At 67.9% G+C, this 377-nt stretch carries 1 protein-coding gene; it reads left to right on the top strand.

Annotated features, from left to right (window positions below; translation table 11 throughout):
• Positions 1 to 377 (top strand): MFS transporter (locus tag ACTJKO_RS17450; protein ID WP_440690640.1); only part of this gene is annotated, 377 nt, incomplete at both ends.

Below are 377 nucleotides of genomic sequence, written 5' to 3'. Positions count from 1 at the left end.
CGGCGCCATGCTGACCATCCCGCTGTACCTGCAGATCGTCGTCGGCCTGACCCCGACCGAGTCCGGGTTCGCGACGCTCCCCCTCGTGGGCGGCCTCATGATCGCGTCGATCACCTCCGGTCAGATCGTGGCCCGCGTCGGCCGGTACCGCATCTTCCCGGTGATCGGCACGGCACTGGTGTCCTCCGGCTACGTCGTGCTCACGTTCATGACGATCGACAAGCCGCTCTGGTTCCTCATGATCGGCATGTTCCTCATCGGCCTCGGCCTCGGGTCGGTCATGCAGTCGCTGACCCTCGCCTCGCAGGGGTCCGTGGAGGCCCGGGACATGGGCGTCGCCACGTCGTCGGCCACGTTCTTCCGGCAGATCGGCGGCA

Origin of the sequence: Curtobacterium sp. 22159 (assembly GCF_052045775.1) — a bacterium.
Lineage (GTDB): Bacteria > Actinomycetota > Actinomycetes > Actinomycetales > Microbacteriaceae > Curtobacterium.
This window is presented reverse-complemented; position numbering and strand designations above follow the sequence as displayed.